20 protein-coding genes are annotated in these 22124 nt (G+C 65.3%); 14 read left to right on the plus strand and 6 right to left on the minus strand.

From position 1 onward, the window contains the following. Positions 1–19: 19 nt before the first annotated feature. Entirely contained in the window at positions 20–1270 is a 1251-nt protein-coding gene (locus OXM58_02010; protein ID MDE0147122.1) for a sarcosine oxidase subunit beta family protein, read from the minus strand. Between the two features lie 317 nt (positions 1271–1587). Further along, positions 1588–2571 carry a LysR family transcriptional regulator gene (locus tag OXM58_02015; GenBank protein MDE0147123.1) on the minus strand — a complete coding sequence of 328 codons (984 nt, stop codon included), beginning with the start codon at positions 2569–2571 and terminating at the stop codon, positions 1588–1590. A 126-nt stretch (positions 2572–2697) separates the two neighbouring features. Here OXM58_02015 and OXM58_02020 point away from each other — a divergent pair, with 126 nt between their 5' ends. The 10 genes from OXM58_02020 (at position 2698) to OXM58_02065 (ending at position 13251) form a co-directional block, all read left to right on the plus strand. Further along, a complete protein-coding gene (locus OXM58_02020) occupies positions 2698–3396 on the plus strand; it encodes a cysteine hydrolase (GenBank protein ID MDE0147124.1) in 699 nt (232 codons plus the stop codon). A 186-nt stretch (positions 3397–3582) separates the two neighbouring features. Next, positions 3583–4458, plus strand: a complete 876-nt coding sequence (locus OXM58_02025) for an ABC transporter ATP-binding protein (GenBank protein MDE0147125.1) — start codon at positions 3583–3585, stop codon at positions 4456–4458. Beyond that, complete coding sequence (locus OXM58_02030) at positions 4458–5345, plus strand: branched-chain amino acid ABC transporter permease (protein MDE0147126.1); 888 nt, start codon at positions 4458–4460, stop codon at positions 5343–5345. The genes OXM58_02025 and OXM58_02030 overlap by 1 nt, the downstream gene beginning before the upstream one ends. Further along, the gene (locus tag OXM58_02035; protein MDE0147127.1) at positions 5346–6428 is read left to right on the plus strand and encodes a branched-chain amino acid ABC transporter permease; all 1083 of its coding nucleotides are present in this window, start codon (positions 5346–5348) and stop codon (positions 6426–6428) included. It abuts the gene before it with no gap. Between the two features lie 160 nt (positions 6429–6588). Beyond that, positions 6589–7842 (plus strand): ABC transporter substrate-binding protein, encoded by a 1254-nt coding sequence (locus tag OXM58_02040; protein ID MDE0147128.1) that lies wholly within the window; start codon positions 6589–6591, stop codon positions 7840–7842. Between the two features lie 4 nt (positions 7843–7846). Next, positions 7847–8692, plus strand: a complete 846-nt coding sequence (locus OXM58_02045; protein MDE0147129.1) for an ABC transporter ATP-binding protein — start codon at positions 7847–7849, stop codon at positions 8690–8692. After that, positions 8682–9410, plus strand: coding sequence for an isochorismatase family protein (locus tag OXM58_02050; protein ID MDE0147130.1), 729 nt, complete (start codon positions 8682–8684; stop codon positions 9408–9410). The genes OXM58_02045 and OXM58_02050 overlap by 11 nt, the downstream gene beginning before the upstream one ends. Positions 9411–9525: 115 nt before the next feature. Then, positions 9526–10734 (plus strand): CoA transferase, encoded by a 1209-nt coding sequence (locus OXM58_02055; protein ID MDE0147131.1) that lies wholly within the window; start codon positions 9526–9528, stop codon positions 10732–10734. 272 nt (positions 10735–11006) lie between these two features. Next, positions 11007–12089 carry an LLM class flavin-dependent oxidoreductase gene (locus OXM58_02060; GenBank protein MDE0147132.1) on the plus strand — a complete coding sequence of 361 codons (1083 nt, stop codon included), beginning with the start codon at positions 11007–11009 and terminating at the stop codon, positions 12087–12089. 73 nt (positions 12090–12162) lie between these two features. Then, the gene (locus OXM58_02065; GenBank protein MDE0147133.1) at positions 12163–13251 is read left to right on the plus strand and encodes an LLM class flavin-dependent oxidoreductase; all 1089 of its coding nucleotides are present in this window, start codon (positions 12163–12165) and stop codon (positions 13249–13251) included. Here OXM58_02065 and OXM58_02070 read toward each other — a convergent pair. Beyond that, positions 13248–13544: a DUF1330 domain-containing protein gene (locus tag OXM58_02070; protein ID MDE0147134.1), complete on the minus strand. Its 297-nt coding sequence runs from the start codon at positions 13542–13544 to the stop codon at positions 13248–13250. The two genes, OXM58_02065 and OXM58_02070, sit on opposite strands and share 4 nt — an antisense overlap. Positions 13545–13632: 88 nt before the next feature. Here OXM58_02070 and OXM58_02075 point away from each other — a divergent pair, with 88 nt between their 5' ends. Beyond that, positions 13633–14490, plus strand: coding sequence for an SDR family NAD(P)-dependent oxidoreductase (locus OXM58_02075; GenBank protein MDE0147135.1), 858 nt, complete (start codon positions 13633–13635; stop codon positions 14488–14490). Between the two features lie 54 nt (positions 14491–14544). Here OXM58_02075 and OXM58_02080 read toward each other — a convergent pair whose 3' ends face one another. Beyond that, the gene (locus OXM58_02080; protein MDE0147136.1) at positions 14545–15570 is read right to left on the minus strand and encodes a TRAP transporter substrate-binding protein; all 1026 of its coding nucleotides are present in this window, start codon (positions 15568–15570) and stop codon (positions 14545–14547) included. A gap of 207 nt (positions 15571–15777) precedes the next feature. Here OXM58_02080 and OXM58_02085 point away from each other — a divergent pair, with 207 nt between their 5' ends. Together OXM58_02085 and OXM58_02090 are read left to right on the plus strand one after the other, a co-directional pair. Next, positions 15778–16287, plus strand: a complete 510-nt coding sequence (locus OXM58_02085; GenBank protein MDE0147137.1) for a TRAP transporter small permease — start codon at positions 15778–15780, stop codon at positions 16285–16287. 18 nt (positions 16288–16305) lie between these two features. Next, on the plus strand, positions 16306–17604 hold the full coding sequence (locus OXM58_02090) for a TRAP transporter large permease (protein ID MDE0147138.1): 1299 nt from the start codon (positions 16306–16308) through the stop codon (positions 17602–17604). Positions 17605–17625: 21 nt separating this feature from the next. Here the strand turns inward: OXM58_02090 and OXM58_02095 are convergent, their stop codons facing one another. Continuing rightward, positions 17626–18753, minus strand: a complete 1128-nt coding sequence (locus tag OXM58_02095; protein ID MDE0147139.1) for an FAD-dependent oxidoreductase — start codon at positions 18751–18753, stop codon at positions 17626–17628. A gap of 140 nt (positions 18754–18893) precedes the next feature. Between OXM58_02095 and OXM58_02100 the strand changes: the two genes are divergently transcribed. Beyond that, positions 18894–21650: a molybdopterin-dependent oxidoreductase gene (locus OXM58_02100; GenBank protein ID MDE0147140.1), complete on the plus strand. Its 2757-nt coding sequence runs from the start codon at positions 18894–18896 to the stop codon at positions 21648–21650. Here OXM58_02100 and OXM58_02105 read toward each other — a convergent pair. Beyond that, entirely contained in the window at positions 21647–22123 is a 477-nt protein-coding gene (locus tag OXM58_02105) for a nuclear transport factor 2 family protein (GenBank protein MDE0147141.1), read from the minus strand. The two genes, OXM58_02100 and OXM58_02105, sit on opposite strands and share 4 nt — an antisense overlap. Position 22124: the final 1 nt, after the last annotated feature.

Raw genomic sequence — 22124 nt, forward strand, 5'->3', positions numbered from 1 at the left:
GCGTCCCCTCTCCCTGCCTCTAATGCGCCACGGCCGCCGCGCCGTGCTCGTCGATCAGCGCGCCGGTGGTGAAGCGGTCGAGCGAGAAAGGCGCGGCGAGCGGATGCGGTTCGTCGCGCGCGATCGTGTGGGCGAAGGCCCAGCCGGAGCCGGGCGTCGCCTTGAAGCCGCCGGTGCCCCAGCCGCAGTTGAAGTAGAGCCCTTCAACCGGGGTTTTCGACAGGATCGGGCTGGCGTCGGGGCAGGTGTCGACGATGCCGCCCCAGCTGCGCATCAGGCGCAGCCGCGAGAAGACCGGGAACAGTTCGACCAGCGCGCCCATCTGGCCCTCGATGATCTGCCAGCTGCCGCGCTGGGCGTAGCTGTTGAAGCTGTCGATGCCGGCGCCGATCACCAGTTCGCCCTTGTCCGACTGGCTGACATAGACGTGCACGGCGTTCGACATCACGACGCAGTCCAGCACCGGCTTGATCGGCTCGCTGACCATCGCCTGGAGCGGATGGCTGTCGATCGGCAGGCGGAAACCGGCCATGTCTGCGAGTACGCTGGCGTGGCCGGCCACGACGACGCCGACCTTGCCGGCCTTGACGGGGCCGAGCGTGGTCTGGACGCCGGTCACCCGGCCGCCGTCCCGGTCGATGCCGGTGACTTCGCAATTCTGGATTATATCGACGCCGCGGTCGTCGGCCGCGCGCGCGAAGCCCCAGGCGACCGCGTCGTGGCGCGCGATGCCGCCGCGGCGCTGCAGGGAGGCGCCGAGGATCGGATAGCGGACGTCCTTCGATATGTTGATTGCCGGCACCAGCTTCTTGATCTCAGCCGGCGTCAGGATTTCCGAATCGACGCCGTTGCCGCGGATGGCGCGGACCCGGCGCGACATTTCCTTCAGGTCGTGCTCGTTATGCGCCAGGTTAAGGACGCCGCGTTGGCTGAGCATGATGTTGAAGTTCAGTTCGCGGCTCAGGCCCTCATAAAGCTGCAGCGCCTTTTCGTAGATCGCTGCGCTCTCGTCCCACAGATAGTTGGAGCGGATGATCGTGGTGTTGCGGCCGGTGTTGCCGCCACCGAGCCAGCCCTTTTCCAGCACCGCGACATTGGTGACGCCGTGCTCCGCCGCAAGATAGTAGGCGGTCGCCAGCCCGTGGCCGCCGCCGCCGACGATGACGACGTCGTACTCCGGCTTCGGCGCCGGGCTGCGCCAGGCCTGCGGCCAGTTGCGGTGGCCGGTCAGCGCATTCCGGGCCAGCGAAAAGATCGAATACCGCTGCATCGCTGCCCCTTATGGCAGGGTCCGAGAGGTCGTCAAGCGCGGGATGCGGCGGGATTGGCGCGGCTCGCAGTACGAAGCTGCCGAACCCAGTGATCTTCACGGCCTCGCCCCCGAGAATGTCTGCAAGACGCCGCCCGATTCCCGGGCCGACGCCGTGTTCAAGGCGTCCATCGGCGCCCTCGGGCTGCTGGAAAACCTCGTCGTCTGCGCCGACGAGCCGGGTGAGATTGGCGGTGAGCGCTATGCCGTGGTCGCCTGCGGAACCAAAGTAATCCACGACCCGTCTAGACGCTCTAAGGACCGAGCCTTCCGTCGGGCTATTGCGATCCGCCCCGAGACCGCAGACGACCACCGCTTCGGCTTTGCGGCCGGGAAACGGTCACATCCATGTCGGGGAAATTGAACGAACTGCCCGGAAAATTGATCCGTGTTGCTGCGTAAAGGTCTTCGATGAAGACCTTCATCGCCGGGGACACAAACCGCCTCGGATCCCACAGCACCGACATGTTGAAGCCGAGCAGGCGATCACCGTGGCAGATCGGGATCGCCCTGTCCTCAAGCGGACCGAGCAGAACCGTCGAAGGTACCACGGCGATCCCCTGGTCCGACTCGACCAGCGCCAGCAGGCAATGCGGGCTGTCACTCTCTATGAGAATCTGCGGGTTGATGTTGGCGACCTGACAAACGCCATCGAAAATACGCCGCGTCATGAATTGTGGTTTCAAAAGCAGTATCGTCTCCGACGCCAGTTCCCCGATGTCGACTCTCGAGCGTCCGGCGAAGCGACTCCCGGCCGGAACCACCGCCAGGAGACTTAGGGGCAGCAACGGCCTTCCTGCGAGCGCGGAGTTCGAAGGCAGTCCGGCGATCGCCAGTTCCAGATCGCCACTCTCCAGGCGCTGGCTCAGCCGCGCAGAGCCGTCTTCCACCAGCTTGATTTCGATGTCGGGCGACCGCCGGCGGAACGTCGCCAGAAACCGCGCGACCACGCTTTCCATCGTTTGCGGCGTCGCGCCGATCCGGAGCACTCCCCTGGAACCCTTCGCCAGCGCCTTCGCCCGCAGACTCAGAGCATCGACATCATTGAGGATTGCCTTGCTGCGGTCGAGGAGGTCCCGCCCCGCCGCCGTCAGTTCGATATGCCGCCCGATGCGATCGAACAGGCGCACCCCGAGTTCTTCTTCCATCAGAAGAACCTGCCTCGAGAGGGCGGACTGGCTGATACGCAGCCTATCTCCAGCGCGGGAGAAACTCATCTCCTCCGCGACCGCCGCAAAATAACGAAAGTGGGTGAGCTTCATGCCTCAATTTATATCGAAATTAGCTAGGTTTTGGAACTAAATTGCATTGGACAAATACATGAGCAGCTTCCCATAATCGACTGTCTGCCGTTGCGGCATCGATTCAAACAGGTGGGCAGCAGAGACATGGTTCCGGAACTTCACGAACAATGGAGGCCACTCGACTTTCCCGGCCTGCTAACCTCCAACGTCGCTTTCCTCAATACCGATTCCCAAAACAGCATATTGAATCCCGAAGGTTGTCTGACCCACGAACGGATCTGGGTTGACGCCAACGAGCAAGGCGGCCCGCTGTACAACACGCTGCGCCTGGCCGAAGCTGCCCGCAGCGTCGGCATGCCGTTCCTGTGGCTGCGATACGACCGTTTCATCGGCGAAATTGAGCCCGTGAACGAAATGGATCGCGTGCAATACCATTTCTGGAACAAGGATTATGTCGGCGACCGCGAGAAGAAGGACTGGGAAGCCGATCTCGTCCCCGAGGTGAAGGCGATCATGGAGCCTGGCGACATCACCCTGGTCTATCCGGGATGGAGTGTCTTCACGGGGACACCGGTGAACCGGTGGCTCAATCAATGGCACACGCGGACATTGTTGATCTCCGGCTACCACACCGACTGGTGCATCGAGATGGCCACCCGGCACGCCCGCGAACTGGGCTACATGCCGGTCGTCGTCGGCGATGCCTGCGGCAGCACCCGGCCGCTGCACGACCAGACCTTGGAGCAGATCAATAACTGTTACGCACCAGTGATGGCGACGGAGGCGGCGGTCGGTTTCATCGCTGAAGGATTGTCCAGGCGCGACCGCCACGCCGCGGAATAGGATGCGGCCCGGAGCCACCCCCGTAAGCCGTCCGCGGCCGCACGGGTGCCGGCTCCCCTAGGCGCACGCCGCGCAGTTTTCTCAGGGGGGTACGGCGATTTTCGCAGCAACCGGTAATCAACGCAAACCCTTCGCCTGCGCCGTGGAATTTGCGAACGAAGCGGTCTCGTTCCAGGCGGCTCGAGCGTGAACAGGGAAGCGGACAGCGATGCTGACCGGCGGTTCGACAGCGCACATGCCGAGGATGTCGTCGCCGACGAAGTCCGGGACACGAACCCTGTTCGCTACCGGTCGGAAGCGCCGATATTGCGGACCGAGTGCATCTCTCTTTCGTTCGGCGGGGTGCGGGCTCTGATCGATGTGGGATTCGACGTGCTGACAGGGGAGATCCTTTCGATCATCGGTCCCAATGGCGCCGGAAAGACGTCGATGGCCAACGTAATCAGCGGCCTGTACCGGCCGACATCCGGGCGCATTTTCTTCAAAGGTCAGGACCGAACTGCCTCCTCGCCGCAGGCGGTCGCGGCGTTGGGCATCGCACGTACATTTCAGAATCTCGCGCTCTTCCGCGGCCTGACGGTGATCGAGAACATCCTCGTCGGTCGCCATCTGCACATGCGCACCGGCCTGTTCGCCGGCGGGATCCACTGGGGCCCGGCGCGGCGCGAAGAGCTCGAAAATCGCCGCAGGGTCGAAGAGATTGTCGAGTTTCTGAACCTCACGGAATACCGGACTCGGACCGCCGATACGCTGCCCTACGGCCTTCAGAAGCGGGTCGAACTGGGGCGTTCGCTGGCCGCCGAGCCCGCAATGCTTATCCTGGACGAGCCCATGGCCGGCATGAACCGGCAGGAGAAGGAGGACATGGTGCGCGTCGTCGTCGACGCCAACGTGGACCTGAAGACGACCATCATCCTGATCGAGCACGACATGAGCGTGGTCATGGACATCTCCGATCGCGTGGTCGTGCTCGATCACGGCGAAAAGATCGCCGAGGGCGACGCGGAAACGGTCCGACAGGACGAGGCCGTGATCAGGGCGTATCTCGGACAGGACGCCTGATGAACGACCTTATCTACGGCATCGAACTCACGATCACCGGGCTGCTCATCGGCTCCATGTACTCGATGGTAGCCCTCGGATTCGTCCTCATCTTCAAGGCGTCCTCCGTGTTCAACTTTGCGCAGGGCGCGATGACGCTGTTCGCTGCGCTGACCCTTGTCGGCCTCATTCCCCTTTTCGGTTTCTGGATCGCCCTGCTGCTCACCGTCGCCGTGATGGGCGGCGTCGCGGTCTTCGCCGAGCGGGCAATTTTCCGCCCACTGGTCGGCGCCGAACCGCTGGTCATTTTCGTGGCGACGCTGGGGCTCGCCTTCATCCTGGAGGGATCGGCCCAGATATTCTGGGGCACCCAGCCCCATGGACTGAAGCTCGGCCTGCCCGTCGAGCCCCTGATGATCGGCGGCGTCTTCGTATCGATGCCGGATTTCATTTCCGCGCTGGCCGCCGCCTTCTTCGTGGTGCTGCTGGTCCTGTTCTTCCACAAGACCCGGATCGGGCTCGGACTGCGGGCGATCGCCGACGATCATGTGGCGGCCCAGTCGATGGGCATCCAGCTGCGCAAGGTCTGGACCATCGTCTGGGTCCTGGCCGGCATTGTGGCGCTGGCCGCCGGAATGCTCTGGGGCGCGCGGATCGGCGTCCACTTTGCGATGTCGCTGATCGCGCTGAAGGCGCTGCCGGTGCTCATCATCGGAGGGATCGAAAGCATTCCCGGCGCCATTGTCGCTGGCCTGATCGTCGGCGTAGCCGAGGCGCTGGGCGAAGGATTCATCGGCCCGCTCGTCGGCGGCGGCGTTCAGGACATCATGGCCTATCTCGTGGCGCTCTTGTTCCTGATGTTCCGGCCTTACGGCCTGTTCGGCGAAGAGATGATCGAGAGGGTGTGAATGGCCCTTTCGGATGCCCGAACGCCGTCGCCGCACGGCCTCGAAAGAGACATGCGCTACCTGCCGCGGTCCGCGGACCGGCTCGCCTTGTTCCTGCTTGTTGTCCTTTTCCTGTTTGTGCCGCCGTTTCTGGGCGATTACTGGCTCAAGGGAATCCTCGTTCCCATGCTGATTCTCTCGATCTCCGCCCTCGGCCTGAACGTCCTGACGGGGTATGCCGGGCTCATTTCGCTGGGTCAGGCGGCGTTCATGGCCATCGGCGCCTTCGCCGGCGTCATCGCTTACGGACGATACGGGATTCCCATCCCCCTCACATTGCTCATCGCCGGATTGACGGCGGCCATCGTCGGCGCCGTCGTCGGGACGCCGTCATTGCGCATCAAGGGCCTGTACCTGCTGGTCGCCACGCTGGCCGCCCAGTTCATCATCGTCTGGACGATCCAGCGCGTACCCTGGATCGGTGCGGGGTCGATGGTGACCATCGACACGCCGCCGGTCTTCATCGGCGCCTGGGAGATCGATACCGCCCTCGAACAATATTACTTCGCGCTCGCGGTCGCCGCGGTGCTGACGATCTTCGCCTGGAATCTGACCCGCAGCCGGATCGGAAGAGCCTGGATGGCCATCCGGGATCACGACGTGGCGGCGAAGGTGATGGGCATTTCCATGCTTCGCTACAAGCTGCTCGCTTTCATGGTGTCGGCGTTCTACGGCGGGATTGCGGGCGCCCTTGTCGTTTTTGCCTGGGTCGGAGCGGCAAATGTCCAGGAGTACGAGCTCGAGCTCTCGATCCAGATCCTGGGAATGATCATCATCGGCGGCCTGGGAAGCATCCTCGGATCCTACCTTGGCGCCGCCTTCATCGCGCTGCTGCCCATCGCGATCAGCATCGGGATGCACAACCTGTACGGAATTGTCGGCGGCGAGATCGTATCCGCTGCCGTGCTCGCGAACGCCGAGCATGTCGTATTCGGCGTTCTGATCGTCCTCTTCCTGATCTTCGAACCGTTGGGGCTGGCCCATATCTGGCGCCGGTTTTCGGCGCGATTCGAGATTCGGCTCGGGCCGGCGGTGCGCACATGAAGCGGCGAGACGTTCGCGAGCAAACTGAAGGATCGGCCGATCGGGCCGGTTCGACATTGTCCATCGCGCAACGGCATGGAAACAGGAGGTAGATATGTTTATGAAACGTGCATCCATACGCCTTTCCCCGGCACTCGCACCCGGAGTCCTGGCCGCGAGCATGCTGGCGACGGTATCGGCTTTACCGGCGCAGACCAGCATCGCCGCGGAGGGAGAGATCTATCATCCGATGCTGGTCACCCGGACCGGACCGTTCGCTTCCGCCGCAAGCGGCGTCAGTTCCGGCCAGCAGGACTATTTCGCCCTGGTCAACGCCAACGGCGGCATCGACGGCGTCAAGATCAAGTGGGAGGAGTGTGAGTTCGGCTACAAGACGCCCCGCGCGCTCGAATGCTACGAGCGGTTCCGTGGCAAATGGAAGATCGTCTACCCGAACAGCACCCCGGTGATATTCGCACTATCCAAGCGGCTCACGGAAGACAAGGTCCTCGGCATCAATCTTGCCGGCGGACGATCGGAATCGACGGACGGGAAGACATTTCCCTATCTCTCCCCCGTCATCCTGAACTTCTGGTCCCAGGCCGCATCGACCATCCGCTATATCGCGCAACAGGAGGGCGGCGAGGCCAAGCTCAAGGGCAAGAAGATTGCCTTCGTGCACTTGGATAACTCGTACGGCCGCCAGCCGTTCCCGATCTTCGACGCGCTCGCCAAGAAGTACGGGTTCGAATGGAAGTCGTGGCCACTGGCCTGGCCGGCCCTGGAGCAGAGCGCTGCCTGGGTCGACATCGCGCGCCGGTTCCGGGCCGACTGGGCCATTCAATGGAATTACGGCCAGTCCTGCAACGTGCCGATGACCGAGATGAAGAAGGTCGGATTTCCGATCGAAAAATTCGTCGGGACTCTCTGGTGCGGCTCCGAGGAGGACGTCACGCCCGCGGGCGATCTTGCCAAGGGCTACGTCTCGGCCAACTATCACGGTGTCGGCCTCGATTTCCCGGTGATCCAGGAAATCATCAAGAAGGTCCACGACAAGGGCAAGGGCAACATCGAACGGAAGCGTGTCGGTACCGTTGCCTATAATCGTGGGGTCCTGACCGGGATCATCATCGTCGAGGCCTTCCGCAACGCGATCAAGAGCGCCGGCATGCCGCTCGACGGCAAGAAGGTACGCGACGGTTTTCGCATGATCAAACTGGACGGGAAGAGGCTGAAGGAGCTCGGCGCCGAAGGATTGCTGCCGGAACTGGTGTTCTCCGCGACCTATCACGGCGGAATCGAGCCGCAGCTCTTCCAGCGCTGGGACGGCAAGAAATGGACCACGATTTCCGGGTGGGTCCCGCCCTACGAGGACGTGGTCCGGGCCGAAATCAAGCGGGCCGCCACCGAGTACAGGAAACAGACGAAGCAGTGATACCGTGGCGCCCGTACTGAGGATCGAGGACGTCGAGGTCTACTACGACGGCGTCATCCACGTCCTCAAGGGCGTGTCGCTCGAAATCCCCGAGAAGGGCATCGTCGCCCTTCTCGGGGCCAACGGCGCCGGCAAATCGACCACGTTGAAGGCGGTGTCGAACCTGTTGCGGGCGGAACGCGGAGAAGTCGCCCGCGGCGCGATCGAGTTTCTCGGCCGTTCCATCGTGAAGCTCGATCCGGCCGACATCGTGCGGCTCGGCATCGTCCAGGTCCTCGAGGGCCGGCGGCTGTTCGAGCATTTGACCGTCGAGGAGAACCTGCGCGCCGGAGCCTATGCGCAGGCCTGGGGCGAGAGCGTCAGGAACGGTCTCGAGCGGGTCTACGAGTATTTCCCGAATCTCGCGGAACGGCGCGAGCTGAAGGCCGGCTACCTGTCCGGCGGAGAACAGCAGATGACGGCGATCGGCCGGGCCCTGATGGGGCGTCCGAAGCTCATTCTCCTCGACGAGCCCTCGATGGGCCTGGCGCCGCTGCTGGTGAAGGAGATCTTCCAGATCGTTCATCGCCTCAACCGGGAGGAAGACGTCGCCATCCTCCTGGCCGAGCAGAATGCCCTCATGGCGCTCTCCATCGTGCAATACGCCTATGTGATGGAGGGCGGCCGGATCGTCTCCCAGGGTCCTGCCGAAGAGCTGGCACGCGACGACAGCGTTCGGCGGTTCTATCTCGGGATGGCCGATCACGAGGAATACCAGAGCTATCGAAAAATTCTCGAGGAGAAACGCGCCGCCGCAGGCGTGCGCAGTCCCCATGAACATCATTCCAGAGGAGGAAGCGATGATTCCTGAACAGAAGACCGGTTGGCGTTCGAAAATCCCGGAACCGCATCCGCAATGGGCAGATGTCGATTTCGCGGAAATCCTGGCCCTGCCGACGGCGTATCTGGCGATCGGATACTCCAACAGCATACTGAGCAGTTTCGGCGCGCAGGCCCACGAGCGGCTGTGGGAGCGAACCCGCCTGCCTGGCGGCGCGCTCGGCAACACCGTCAAGCTGATTCACGCCTGCCGCGACGCCGGGATGGATCTGTTCTTCACCCGCTACGAGATCTTCCGGCAGGGCTTCCCGCAATCGCCGATGGACAGGTCGCAGTACGACTACTGGGCCTCCGGAAAGGAGGACTGGACCGACCAACAGAGGGAACGGGACTGCGACGCGGTCGCGGAAATCAAGGAGCTGATGCGGCCGGAAGACGAGATCATCCACTACACGTCGCTCGGCAACGTGTTTCTCGGCACCATGCTGTCAAGCTACCTGAACATGCGGGGCGTCCGGACCGTCCTGCTGTCCGGCTTCCACCTGGACTGGTGCATCGAGCAGGCGGCCCGCAGCTGCCGCGACATGGGCTACATGCCCATCGTCATCGGCGACGCCTGCGGCTGCGGCCGGGAACAGGACGAGGCGCCGACTCTCGAGCGGCTCGACATGTTCTTCGCCCCGGTCATTTCGACGGACACGGCGGTCGATCTCATCCGCCAGGCCACTGAGCGGCGGCGAACGGCCTGACTGGAAATTCGGCGGGCTCCCGGATCGGGGAAGGACAAAGCTTCGGGGCCTGCCTTTCCGGAATGCGCCGGCGATTGCCGACGACTGCAGAACCCGAGATGGCAGCAAACGATCAATGACCAAGCCTCCTCTTTCCGGTCTCAAAGTTCTCGAACTTGGAGAACTCGTCGCCGGCCCCTTCATCGGCACGCTGCTGGGCGAGTTCGGCGCCGAGGTGATCAAGGTCGAGAGGCCCGGCCGCGGCGACATTCTCCGCCAGTTCGGGCCGACGGTCGATGGCGAGAGCCTGTATTGGAAGGCCAATGGCCGGAACAAGAAGTCCGTCGTGCTCGACCTCGAGAAGGCCTCGGCCCGGACCGTGCTCGGAGAGTTGATCGCGCGCTGCGATGTGCTCATCAACAGCCTCCGACCCGGTACCATGGAAAAATGGGGATTCACCGAGGAAATACTGAAGGAATCCTTCCCAAGCCTGGTGGTCGTCTACGTCAGCGCGTTCGGTCGTACAGGCCCCAAGGCGTCGGAAGGCGGCTACGATCCCATTGCTCAGGGATTCAGCGGCCTGAGCGAACTGACCGGCGACGCCGATGGACCGCCCATGCGGGCAGGCGGCTGCATTCCCGTCTGCGATTTCATGACAGGTGTCGCCGGAGCGCTCGGCGCCATTCTTTCGCTCTACGGCCGGGACAGGGCCCCCGACCGGCGCGGCCAGTCCGTGGATATCGCGCTCTACGACGTCGCATTCAGAATGACCGCGCCGCTCTTGAGCTACTTCGACCTTTCGCAGGAGGTCTGGAGCCGTAGCGGAAATCACAGTCTGGGCGGCGCGCCGACCGGACATTTTCTGACCGGCGACAATCGGTGGGTCTGCGTCTCGGTACAGAATGACGAGCAATTTCGGCGTCTGGCGCGGCTTGTGAATCGTTCCGACTGGCTCACCGATCTTCGGTACGCCGACAATGCATCGCGAACGAAACACCGGGAACTGATCTGCCGCGAGTTCGCCGACTGGGCCCGGTCGCAGACGCGCCAGGATCTCATTCAAGGCTTCGAGAGCCAGGGCCTGGTTGCCGGCCCCATCAATAATGTTGCCGATCTGGCGGCAGACCCCCATCTGGCTGCCCGCGGCTGCAGCTGGGAGCGGAATGACGAGCTCGGCGAATACAGGACGCCCGATGTCGTGCCGCGTCTTTCAGGTACGCCGGGCATCGTACGACGTCGAGCTCCGGCACTCGGCGCAGACACACTCGACGTCCTGAAGCAGGAACTTTCTTATTCGGATTCCGCCTGCGCCCGATTGTTGGGCGAAGGGGCGCTCGGAGAATAGCGCCGTGTCACGCGATGGAAGGACCTGACACAGGACCGTGGCACCGCTCAAACTGCTTCAAACCAACTGTCCGACTTCAGGGGGCCAATCCCATGGCCTGTAGATAGTGGGGAGAGGTACTCCGGACCCGACCCGTTATTAGATACGGCGCCGCGAAGCCGGGCGAGCGGCGGATTGCGGCTTGTCCGGCGAGCCGATTTATGTGACAATACATCTAAATTTCACATTTTTTCGTCCGGCGCGACGATGAGGGCCGGGCGCCGGAGATGGCGATGAAGTTCAGCTACTTTTCGAACGCCGACAACACCTACAGAAACAACACCCGGACAGTCGAAGAGCTGCTGCTTCAGATCGTCGACCAGGCGGTCTACGCCGAGGAGTTGGGCATGCATTCCGCCTGGATCGGCGAGCATCATTTCAACGAATTCGGCACCAACGCCTCGCCGGAAATCATGCTCGGCGTCGTCGCCGCCCGGACCGAACGGATCCGGCTGATGCCGGCGGTGACCGTGCTGCCGCTGCATCATCCGCTGCGCGTCGCCGAGAACTGGGCGACCGTGGACGTGATCAGCGGCGGGCGGGTCGATTTTGCCTGCGGCCGCGGCTTCGACAAGCACGAATACGACCGCTTCGGCATCGAATTCGAGCGCAATGCAGAGTTGCTGGCCGAAGGGCTCGACATCGTCCACCGGGCCTGGACCGAAGAAGGGCGCTGGTCCCATGACGGCGCGTTCTTCAGCTTCGAGGACGTCGAGATCGTCCCCAAGCCGGTCCAGAATCCGCTGCCGGTTTACGTCGCCTGCTTCTCCCGGCCGACGGTCGACATGACCTGCCGGCGCGGCTTCAACATGTCGATCGCGCCCTTCGCCGCCGGCATGTCGTTCGGCGGCGTCGACAAGATGATCGACTACTACCGGGAGAACTGCGCGGCCAACGGGCACGAACCGGGTGTCGTCAACTCGTCGATCTTCCTGCATTTCGGCGACACGCCGGAGGAGGAACGGGCGGCGCGGGAACGGCAGATCCGCTTCTTCCTGGAAAACGCCCTGCCGACGATGCGGACGGCCTCCAAGGCCAAGACCAAGTCCTACGATTACTGGCACGACATGGCCGACCGGGTCAGCCGGATGAAGCCGGAGGACCTCGTTTCGGGCATGGTCCTGCTCGGCAGCACCCAGGCGATCGCCGACTCGGTTGGCCGCTTCGCCGAGATGGGGATCGACGAGCTCGGCCTCTACGTCAACATCGGCCTCAAGGACCCGCAGCAGACCCGGGAGGAGATGCAGCGCTTCATGGAGGAGGTCGCGCCGCTGTTCCCGGAGGTCGGCGCGGGCGGGCGGATCGCCGCCGAATAGCCGTAGCGCGGGCGGCCGGAGCGCGACGGGTCCGGGGTCTCTTGCCATGACAACGGCGCGCCGTGCCAATCCGATGTTCGGGCCCAACGCCTTCAAGCTGGGCGTGTTCCGGATGAATGCCGAAGGCGGGCTGGCGATCACGCGCAAGGAAGGTCGCTGGCCGGCGGTCTGGGCCGACATCGCCGAGGCGAGCCGAGTGGCCGACGAGGCAGGCCTCGAATTCAACCTGCCGCTGGCGCGCTGGAAGGGTTACGGCGGGACCCACGACAACGCCGCCCGGTCCTACGAAACGCTAACCCAGGCGGCGGCGCTTGCGGCGATCACCGAACACGCCTGCATCTTTTGCACCGTCCATGTCGCCCTGGTTCATCCGGTCTTCGCGGCCAAGGCGGTCTCCACCATCGACCATGTCAGCGGCGGCCGCGCCGGTCTCAACATCGTCTGCGGCTGGAACCGGGACGAGTTCGACATGTTCGGCGTGCCCCTGCCGGAGCACGGTGCGCGCTACGAGCAGGGGCTGGAATGGTTCGAGGTTTTCGGGCGGCTGGTGCGCGGCGACCGCTTCGACCATGCCGGCGCCCACTACCGGTTACAGGACGCCTATTCCGATCCGCCGACCGTGCAGCAGCCGGGCCCTGTCATCATGTCGGCCGGAGGGTCGCCGGCAGGCCGGGCCTTCGCCGCCCATGCCGCGGATTTCCTGTTCGCGGTCGTGCGCGACGCCGATCACGCAGCCGCGGTCGTGGAAGAAATCGCCGCCGACGCCACGACCCGCGGCCGGTTCGCGGGCATCTGCGCCATAACCCATGTCGTGTGCCGGGAAACCGAGGCCGAGGCCCGCAATTTCTACGACGACTATGCACTCCGCCAGGCTGACGACGAGGCGGTCGACCGCTGGACCGGCGCCAAGGCGGCAACCTCACAGTCCGCCCCGGCGGATGTCATGGCCGCCCGGCAGCGGGTCGCCGGCGGTCACGGCTCCTTCCCGCTGGTCGGGACGCCGGAGCAGGTTGCCGAGGGGCTGATCGCCCTGCACGGCGCCGGCGTCTCGGGCGCCTCGCTGAGCTTCTTCGATTTCCGGAAGGAATTGCCGTTCTTTATCGAGCGGGTGCTGCCCCTGCTGGAGCGGGCCGGCCTGCGCGAGCCGTTCCGGCCAGGCTAGCCGTTCGGCGGCTCGACCAGGATCATGTTGAAATCGGCGATGTCCCGGCGATGGCGCCGGGCTTCACGGTATTCCGGGGAATCGTAGAAGCGCCGCGCCGCCTCCGCCGACTCGAATTCGACGATCGCCATGCGTTTGGGCAGCCAGTCGCCCTCGATCGGTTCGGGTTTGCCGCCCTCGACCAGGAACCGGCCGCCATATTGCGCGACCGCGGCGGCACCGCGCGAACTGTATTCCGCCTTGAAGGTCGGCAGGTCGAAGACTTCGACGCTGGTCACGAGATAGGCCGGCATGCAATGTCCCTCCGCTGGCGAGCCGTATCGGAACTTTCTGGCCGAACCGCTGGCCGAAGTCCAGCGGAGCAACGGAAGGGAGAGCGCCATGACGCCGAACCGGGTTGCCCTCGTCACTGGCGCGGCCGGCGGGCTCGGAACCGCCATTGCGGCCGGGCTGGCAAAGGCCGGGTTCCGGCTGGCCCTGCTCGACCGGGCGGCGCTCCCGCCGGCGCATCCGGCATTTGACATCCCCGAGAGCGACCGGATGGCGGTGACCGTCGATATCGCGGATTTCCGCGCGGTCGAAGACGCCGTCGGCCGGCTCGCCGCCGGACTCGGCGAACCGGCCGTCCTGGTCAACGCGGCGGGCCTGGGTCCGCCCTTCGTCGATCCCGGCATCTTCGAACGCCCGGTCGATCTCACGACGGTCGAGGCGGACCGATGGCGCCGCCTGTTCGATGTCAACGTCGCCGGTGCCTTCCATGCGGCGCGCGCCGTCGCCGGCCCGATGATCGCACGCGGCTGGGGCCGGATCGTCAACGTCACGACCAACCTGGATTCGATGCTGCGCCCCGGCGTGGCATCCTACGGCGCATCGAAGGCCGCGCTCGAAGCCCTGTCCGCCGCCTGGGCTGCCGAGCTGGCCGGCACCGGCGTCACGGTGAACGTCGTCATTCCAGGCGGCCCGGCCGATACGCCGATGGTGCCCGACCTGCCGGGGCTCGACCGGGCCTCCCTGGTGCCTGCCGCCGCAATGGCGCCGCCGGTCGCCTGGCTTTGCTCAGCCGCGGCGGACGCCGTCACCGGCCGGCGTCTTGTCGCTTCCGGCTGGGTCGATCCGCCCGCCGGCGCTGTGGCCGAAACCGTCGGCAGCCCAATCGGCTGGCCGCAGCTGGCCGGTACGGACCGCACCGTGCCGATGGCGGGCGCCTTCGACCGGCCGGTGCGCGCTTCGGGCTCCTGAATCGGAAACGGGCGCCCCGGGGCGCCCGTTTCGATTACGCGTTCGGCCGGCGCCCTATTCGACCAGCGCCTTCTCCGTCCTCAGCTTGTCGATCAGCGACTTGTAGACGGCTTCCGGGTCGAAGCCGCGCTTGGCGACATCCTTCTTCCAGGCGTCCAGCGCCGGCGCGGAAAATTTGCGCCAGGCGGCTTTGTCGGCGTCCGAGATCGGCACGAAGGTCTTGCCCATCGCGCGGAGCTTTTTCTCTCCGGCCCAGTCGGACTGCGCCACCGGATCGGCGATCCGGACCGCCCACTCCGGCGAGCAGTGCGCGTCGACGACCGCCTTCTGCTTCGCGTCCAGCTTGGTGTAGGCCGCCTTGTTCAGCACGATGTTCCAGACCGCGCCGAACAGCGGCACATCCATGATGTACTTGGTCGCCTTGTGGCCGCCGAACGCGATCAGCGCGCCGTGGACGCCGGTCGAGGCCGTGGCGATGCCGCGCTCGAAAGTGTCGCGGATCTTCGGGAACGGCGAGAACACGGTCACCGCGCCGGCCTGCTTGAAGATGCGCGCCTGAGTGGCGTTCGAAGGCCGCATCTTGACGCCCTTCAGGTCCGCCGGCGTCTTGATCGCCTTGCGGGTCGAAAAGATCGTCAGCGGCACCATGGTGTGCATCAGGCAGTTCTTGGCGTCGGTCATTTCCCGGTCGGCGAATTCGGCATACCAGGCCGTCAGAGCCCGCGAGGCGCCGAGCGGCTCTTTCAACATCAGCGGCTGTTCCGGCAGCGACGTGACCGGCCAGCGACCCGGGTTGAAACCGGGATTGATCCAGACCGCATCGGCGATGCCTGTCTTCGCCATGTCGTAATGATCGCTCGCCTTGCCGAGTTGGCTTGCGGGAAAATACTGGAACTTGATGCTGCCGCCCGATTTTTCGGTAATCGATGTGCCCCAGGCAACGAATGCCTTGTGCAGTGGATGCACCGGCGGCACCCAGTGGGCGAATTTCAGGGTGACCGTTTTCGACTGGGCCGGTCCGGCCAGCAGGCCCAGGCCCAGTACCGCGGCGGCCGCGATGCGGATCGTGCGAATAACCATCTGTTTTCCTCCCTCGATACCGGCAAAGGTGCGTCCGCACCCGGCCGGAAACCGGACCGGGGGCCGTCCGTTGCAGGCGGTTCTCACCATACCCAAAAACATGTAAAATACAATAATATTCTCATATGTCGGGGATGCGCGAACGCGCCCGAAATGCGAAAAAGGGCGAGCGGCGCCGGCGCCGCGCCGACCGATACCGGGCCAGGAATGGAATCGAAACTTCTCGACAGCGCAATCCGGACCCTGTCCGTCCTTGCCGCCCTGCTCCTGCTCGGCGTGACCCTGCTGGTCTTCGTCTCGGTGCTGTTGCGCTTTTTCTTCAACGCGCCGATTCCCGACACCAACGATCTTGGCCGGCTCGTCATGGGTATCGCCCTGATGAACGGCATCGCGCTGGCGTCCTATTACGGCCAGCAGATCACCATGGACACCGTATGGCTTGCCGTCGGCGCGCGCGCGAAGCGAATCATCGACATCGTCGCATCGGCGGTGACATTCTCGGTCATCCTGGCGATCGCCTGGATAATGTTCGGCCGGGTCGGGTCCGTCATCGCATCGGAGGAGGTGACCTTCGATCTCGCCCTCCCGCTGTGGATCTTCTACGGGCTTGTGGCGCTCTCGGCCTGCGCCGCGACTTTCCTGAGCGCCGTGCGCCTCTGGGCGGTCCTGCGCGGCAGAGAGATCGCCGCGCCGACGGCCAGGCCGGCGGTCGACTAGCAAGCGGACTGCTGCAAGATGGACGGATTGAGCCTCGCGATCGGCGCTTTCGCCGTCCTGTTCACGCTCATGCTGCTGCGCGTGCCGGTCGGCATCGCTATGGTGCTGGTCGGCGTCGGCGGCTTCGCCGTTCTGACGGATATCGGCCCGGCCCTGTCGCTGCTGGAGTTGACGCCGATCCGTACACTGACCGATTTCACCTTCGGGCTGGTCCCCCTGTTCGTCCTCATGGGCGCGCTGGCCAACGCGTCCGGCATGAGCCGCGACCTGTTCCGCGCCTCCAACGCCTGGCTCGGCCACCGGCGCGGCGGCCTGGCGTTGTCCACCGTCGCGGCGTGCGGCGGATTTGCCGCCATCTGCGGTTCGTCGGTTGCGACCGCGGCGACCATGTCCAAGGTCGCGCTGCCGGAAATGCGCCGCTACGGCTATGCCGACAGCCTGGCGACCGGCACCATCGCGGCCGGCGGCACGCTCGGCATCCTGATCCCGCCTTCGATCGTCCTCGCCGTCTACGGCATCATAACGGAAACCGATATCGGCCGGCTCTTCGTCGCCGGCCTGCTCCCCGGCCTGCTCGCCGTGCTGATGTATATGGCGGCGGTGCAGGGCGTCGCCGTGGTGCGGCCGGAATGGGTGCCTGCGGGCGAACGGTCGGACTGGCGCACCCGCATCGTTTCGCTGCGCACCGTCTGGCCGATCCTGGCCGTGTTCGCCTTCGTCATCGGCGGCATTTACGGCGGCGTCTTCACCCCGACCGAGGCCGCCGCTATGGGCGCCGCCGCCGTCGGCATCCTGGCGTTTGCCATCGGCCGCATGTCGCTCGCCCGGCTGCTCGACTGCCTGCGCGAAGCGCTGATCACGACAGGTGCGCTGTTCATCGTTCTGATCGGGGCGATCCTGTTCGCCCGATTCCTGACGATCACACAGTTTCCCCAGCAGGTCGCCGAAACGCTGCTCTCCCTCGATCTCGGGCGCTACGGCACGTTGGCGCTCATCATCCTGTTTTATGTCATCCTCGGCTGTTTCATGGAGGCAATGGCGATTATCCTGCTGACAGTGCCGGTGTTCTTTCCCAGTATCGTCGGCCTGGGCTTCGATCCGATCTGGTTCGGCGTCATCGTGGTGATGGTGACCGAGCTCGGCCTGATCACGCCACCGTTCGGCCTCAATGTCTTCGTCATCAAGGGCGAGGCGCCGAACGTGCCGCTCAAGTCGATCTATGCCGGCGTGACACCCTATATTGCCTCGGACCTCGTGCGCCTGGTCGTGCTGATCGCCTTCCCCATTATCGTGCTTTGGCTGCCGAACCAGATGTAGCGGTCGGGCCGGAGACCGGCCTCATTCCTCCGGGACCGGCTCTATTCCCAACTGTTCGAGGACATGGTCGGCGAGCGACAGGGCCGCGGTGATGCCGGGGGTTTCGATGCCCAGCAGGTTGACCAGGCCCGGCACGCCGTGGTGGGCCGACCCGGAGACCGTCCAGTCGCCGTTGCCGTTGTTCGGCCCCCAGGTGCGCGGCCGGATGCCGGCATAGTCCGGCGACAGGCGGCTCTCGTCGACTTCGGGCCAGTAGCCGCGGATTGCGGTTACGAACTTGGCTGCGAGAGCGGCGGGCACGCGGTAGTCGATCTCGTCGACCCAGACCAGGTCGCCGCCAAACTTGCCCCGTCCGGCCGCGTCGAGAGTGAACGCGCCGCCGTTGGCGAGTCGGTCGCCCAGCGGCACGACGATGCGCCCGAACGGCGGCCGGCCGCTCCATGACAGGAACCGGCCCAGGGCATAATGCACCGTCGGCACGAACTGCGGCGGCAGGCCGGTAAGAGAAAGCGCGATCCGGCGGGCTCCGAGCCCGGCGGCATTGACGAAGACGCGGCAGCCGACCGCCGTTTCGCAGCCGTCGGCGCCGGCGACGTTGAGCCGGATGCCGTCGCGCACGTCGCCGCCTGTCACTGCGCTCGAAAGGGCGATCATCACGCCGCAGTCCTCCGCGTCGCCGCGATAGGCAAGCATCAGCGCGTGCGTATCGACCACGCCGGTAAACGGCGAATGGAGCGCGCCCGCGCAGCGCAGCCCAGGTTCCAGCCGCGCGACCCCGGCGGCGTCCAGCAGTTCCAGTTCGGGAGCACCGACTTTCCGACCGCCCTCGACCAGTCCGGCGAGGATCCCAAGCTCGGCTTCGTCCGCCGCCGGCATCAGCTTGCCGATGCGCCGACAGGGAATGCCCCGGCTCTCGCAATAGCGCCAGGTGCGCTCGGCGCCCGGACGGCACAAGCGGGCGCGCAAAGAGTCCGGCGCGTAGAGAAATCCGGCGTGGATCACCTCGTTGTTGCGCGAGCTGGTCTCGTTGCCGATCCAGGCGTTGCGTTCGACGACGACGACCTCGCGCCCGGCCCGCGCCAGCGCTCTCGCGATCGCAAGACCGACGATGCCGGCGCCGGCAACGATGCACTCGACGGTTTCGGTCATGGCGGTTTGCCGGCCCGTTCGGGGAGAATACGGAACATGCCGGGCGTCCGGCCCGCATGCCGCGCCATCATAGGCAAACCGGCGCTAAGTTGACATAATCGCGGCAGGCCGTGCCACCCGATGCGGGGAGGAACCGCGCCATGACCGGCGGCGACACGAGAAAGGTCCCCGTCTACTGCAACCAGTGCGCTGCAGGCCCGGACCTGATGAAGGTCGAGGTGCGCGACGGCGTGGCGCTGCGGGTCGAGCCGAATTTCGACATTGCCGAGCATCCGGCCGGCGGGCGGGTCTGCGTCAAGGCCTACGGGCTGATCCAGAAGACCTACAACCCGCACCGCATCGCCCGGCCGATGAAGCGGACCAACCCGCGCAAGGGCCGGAGCGAGGATCCCGGCTTCGTGCCGATCTCGTGGGATGAGGCGTTCGACATCGTCGCCGAAAAGCTCAACGCCATCCGGGCGGCCGGCCTGCGCGACGAGTCGGGCTATCCGCGCCTCGCCTTCACCCTCGGCGGCGACGACTCGCCGCCGAAATATATCGGCACGCTGCCCGCCTTCCTGGCCGCCTTGGGCCCGGTCGATATGGGATACGGCGCGGGCTCCGGTGCCAAATGCTACCATTCGGAACATTTCTACGGCGAACTGTGGCATCGGGCCTTCGTCTGCGCGCCCGACACGCCGCGCTGCGATTACATCGTCAACTGCGGCAAGAATATCGAGAATTCGTCCGGCGTGACCGGCGCCTGGCGTCAGGCCGACGCGCGCGCCGCCGGGCTCAAGCGGGTCCAGGTCGAGCCGCATCTGTCGGTCACGGCGGCCTGTTCGTCGGAATGGCTGCCGGTCAAACCGAAGACCGACGCCGCCTTCCTCTATGCCCTGATTCACCGCATCCTGCACGAGCGCGACTGGCGCGCTGTCTGCGACCTGCCGTTCCTGGGCGCGGACACGAGCGCGCCCTACCTGGTCGGGCCGAACGGTTACTATCTGCGCGATCCGGAAACCGACAAGCCGCTGATTCGCGACCTGGCGGACGGCGCCGACAAGCCGTTCGACGCCGAAATCGGCGAACCGGCGCTCGCCGGCAGCTATCGCGCGGCGGGCGTCGAGCGCGGCGCGGACGGCGCCCTGTGGCGGCACGAGGACGCCGAGGCGAAGCCTGCGTTCCAGCTCCTCCTCGACCACATGGCGCCCTGTTCGCCCGACTGGGCGGAAGGCGAATGCGATATCCCGGCCGAGCGCATCCGGCGCGTCGCCGACGAATTCCTCGCCCATGCCCGGGTCGGCGACACGGTCGAGATCGACGGCGAGACGCTGCCGCTGCGGCCGGTGTCCATCCTGCTGGGCAAAAGCGTCAACAACGGCTGGGGCGGCTATCAGGCCTGCTGGGCGCGCGTCGTGCTGGCGACGCTGGTCGGGGCGCTGGAGGTGCCGGGCGGCACGGTCGGGCCTGCGGTGCTCAAGCTCAACGAGCCGCCCGACGACCGTTTCGCCAGCATTACGCCGACCAACGACGGCTTCATGGATTTCCCGTTCAACGATACGTCGCGCCAGGGCTGGCAGGCGCAGCCGAAGATCCGCAACGCCTACAACACGCTGGTGCCGCTGGCCGGCGATTCGCCGCGCTCCCAGGCCCTCGGCCCGACGACCCTGCCGTGGATCTTCCACAATGCGAAACCGAAAGGAATGCCGCGCCAGACCCTCCCGGACGTCTGGATCACCTTCCGCACCAACCCGGCAATCTCGATGTGGGACGGGCCGCGCGTCGCCGACATGATCGCGGATTTCCCCTATCTCATCAGCTTCGCCTACACGCTCGACGAAACCAACTGGATGGCCGACCTGCTGCTGCCCGAGGCGACCGATCTCGAAAGCCTGCAGTTGATCAAGATCGGCGGCAGCCAGTTCATGGAGCAGTTCTGGCATCACCGCGGCTGGGCGATCCGCCAGCCCGCCGTCGCGCCCGCCGTCGACTGCCGCGACATGACCGACATCGCGAGCGAGCTGGCGGCGCGGACCGGAATTCTGGACGCCTATCACGGCGTCATCAACGACGGCAGGCTCGGCGTGCCGCTGGCGTCGGGGGCTTACGATTACAGCCTCGCCCGCGACCGGCGCCATACCGCCGACGAAATCTGGGACCGGGTGGCGCGCGCCGGCAGCCATGCGCTGACCGGCGGCGCGGAGGTCCGCAGCCTGGACTGGTTCCGGGAGCACGGCTACCTGCTGCGTGAGACGGCTGAGCGCGACTGGTATCTCTATCCGTTCTTTAAGCAGCACGGGCTGCGCTTCGAGATGCCCTATCAGGAGCGGCTCAAGCGCCACGGCGAACAGCTCGCCAACCGCCTGCGCGAGGCCGGGATTGACTGGTGGGAGAAACAGCTCGAGGAATACGAGCCGCTGCCGTCCTACCGCAGTTTCCCCGACTACTGGACCGGCCATGTCCGCGAGGTCGGCGCCGATCCGGACGACTATCCGCTGTGGGCGCTGACCGCGCGCAGTATGCAATATTCCTGGGGCGCCAACGTTACGATCCCGATGATCCGCGAGGTGGCGGACAACGTCGCCGGCCACCGCGGCGTCGTGATGAACCGCACGGCGGCGCAGGCGCTCGGCATCGGGGACGGCGATCCCGTACGGATCGAGTCGGCGACCGGCGCGACTGCGGGGGTCGCCGAACTGCGCGAAGGCATCCGGCCGGACACGATCCTGATGATCGGCCAGTTCGACCACTGGGCAACGCCCTACGCGAAGGACATGAACCTGCCCAACCTAAATGCTGTCGCCGCCATGTCGGTCTCGCTGACCGACAACACCGGCAGCGGCGCCGACCTGGTGCGTGTCCGGGTCGTGCCGGAGCGGGGGCCGGCGAAGGCCAGCGGTGGAAGAACGAATCGCTAAAGCGGCACCGCGAGCGGGCGCTCGATGTTGAAGGTGTCGGGCACGACGATCTTCTCCCTGAACCGGGCGTCGTCGTTGTTCAGCACGACCCTGTCGCGGTATTCGCCGGCGCTGAACACTTCGCTGCGGCCCTCGACATCGGTCTGGATGACGCAATAGCTGGTCCGCACGTCGTAGATGCCGTCCTCGACGCCGACGACCTGGCTGCCGCCGACGATGTGCCGGTCGTAGTGGATGTTGTAGATGTTCGCCTTGCGCAACGCGACGATGCGGTCGCGCATCATCGGCTTGTTCCCGCAATAGATCCAGTAGCCTTCGAGGCCGGCGTCGGCATTCTCGCGCGGGTGGATCATGTAGCGCGCATCCTCGCCGTCGAAGAAGTCGACCCAGCTTTCCAGCCGGTCCTCGTCGATGCAGCGGGCGTATTCCTGGTTCAGGCGGCCGATGCGCAGTTCGGTTTCCAGAAAGTCCATT

Source organism: Rhodospirillaceae bacterium (genome assembly GCA_028819475.1).
Classification (GTDB): domain Bacteria; phylum Pseudomonadota; class Alphaproteobacteria; order Bin65; family Bin65; genus Bin65.

Coding starts and splice junctions, on each gene's coding strand:
- OXM58_02010 (MDE0147122.1), bottom strand. CDS start 1,270: ATGCAGCGGTATTCGATCTTTTCGCTGGCCCGGAATGCGCTGACCGGC.
- OXM58_02015 (MDE0147123.1), bottom strand. CDS start 2,571: ATGAAGCTCACCCACTTTCGTTATTTTGCGGCGGTCGCGGAGGAGATG.
- OXM58_02020 (MDE0147124.1), top strand. CDS start 2,698: ATGGTTCCGGAACTTCACGAACAATGGAGGCCACTCGACTTTCCCGGC.
- OXM58_02030 (MDE0147126.1), top strand. CDS start 4,458: ATGAACGACCTTATCTACGGCATCGAACTCACGATCACCGGGCTGCTC.
- OXM58_02035 (MDE0147127.1), top strand. CDS start 5,346: ATGGCCCTTTCGGATGCCCGAACGCCGTCGCCGCACGGCCTCGAAAGA.
- OXM58_02040 (MDE0147128.1), top strand. CDS start 6,589: ATGCTGGCGACGGTATCGGCTTTACCGGCGCAGACCAGCATCGCCGCG.
- OXM58_02050 (MDE0147130.1), top strand. CDS start 8,682: ATGATTCCTGAACAGAAGACCGGTTGGCGTTCGAAAATCCCGGAACCG.
- OXM58_02055 (MDE0147131.1), top strand. CDS start 9,526: ATGACCAAGCCTCCTCTTTCCGGTCTCAAAGTTCTCGAACTTGGAGAA.
- OXM58_02060 (MDE0147132.1), top strand. CDS start 11,007: ATGAAGTTCAGCTACTTTTCGAACGCCGACAACACCTACAGAAACAAC.
- OXM58_02065 (MDE0147133.1), top strand. CDS start 12,163: ATGTTCGGGCCCAACGCCTTCAAGCTGGGCGTGTTCCGGATGAATGCC.
- OXM58_02070 (MDE0147134.1), bottom strand. CDS start 13,544: ATGCCGGCCTATCTCGTGACCAGCGTCGAAGTCTTCGACCTGCCGACC.
- OXM58_02075 (MDE0147135.1), top strand. CDS start 13,633: ATGACGCCGAACCGGGTTGCCCTCGTCACTGGCGCGGCCGGCGGGCTC.
- OXM58_02080 (MDE0147136.1), bottom strand. CDS start 15,570: ATGGTTATTCGCACGATCCGCATCGCGGCCGCCGCGGTACTGGGCCTG.
- OXM58_02085 (MDE0147137.1), top strand. CDS start 15,778: ATGGAATCGAAACTTCTCGACAGCGCAATCCGGACCCTGTCCGTCCTT.
- OXM58_02090 (MDE0147138.1), top strand. CDS start 16,306: ATGGACGGATTGAGCCTCGCGATCGGCGCTTTCGCCGTCCTGTTCACG.
- OXM58_02095 (MDE0147139.1), bottom strand. CDS start 18,753: ATGACCGAAACCGTCGAGTGCATCGTTGCCGGCGCCGGCATCGTCGGT.
- OXM58_02100 (MDE0147140.1), top strand. CDS start 18,894: ATGACCGGCGGCGACACGAGAAAGGTCCCCGTCTACTGCAACCAGTGC.
- OXM58_02105 (MDE0147141.1), bottom strand. CDS start 22,123: ATGGACTTTCTGGAAACCGAACTGCGCATCGGCCGCCTGAACCAGGAA.